This window comes from Erwinia sp. PME.40.26/001 (assembly GCF_055556675.1).
Map to the genome: position 1 here is coordinate 1 of NZ_JBVHNP010000176.1, position 272 is coordinate 272.

Sequence of the window (272 nt, forward strand, 5' to 3'; positions counted from 1 at the left end):
GTCCGTGGCGACGATGCGTGGAGCCAGGGCCGCATCACCGGCGCCATCCACATGCCATACCGGCAGATCGCCGACCGCGCGCCCCGCGAGCTCGACCGCGACGTACCGATCGTCGTCTACTGCTGGAGCCCCGGCTGCAATGCGGGTCAGAAGGGCGCGCTCGAGTTGGCTCGGCTGGGCTACCAGGTGCGCGAGATGATCGGCGGGTACGAGTACTGGGTGCGTGAGGGTCAGCCGTACGAGAACGACGAAGGACCGCTGAAGCGGGTGTT

Annotated in this window: 1 protein-coding gene; it reads left to right on the forward strand. The window is 68.0% G+C overall.

What is annotated here, in order from left to right; genetic code table 11:
- Positions 1–272: rhodanese-like domain-containing protein (locus tag ACZ3HG_RS23740; protein ID WP_465334830.1), on the forward strand; the 272-nt coding region annotated here is incomplete at both ends.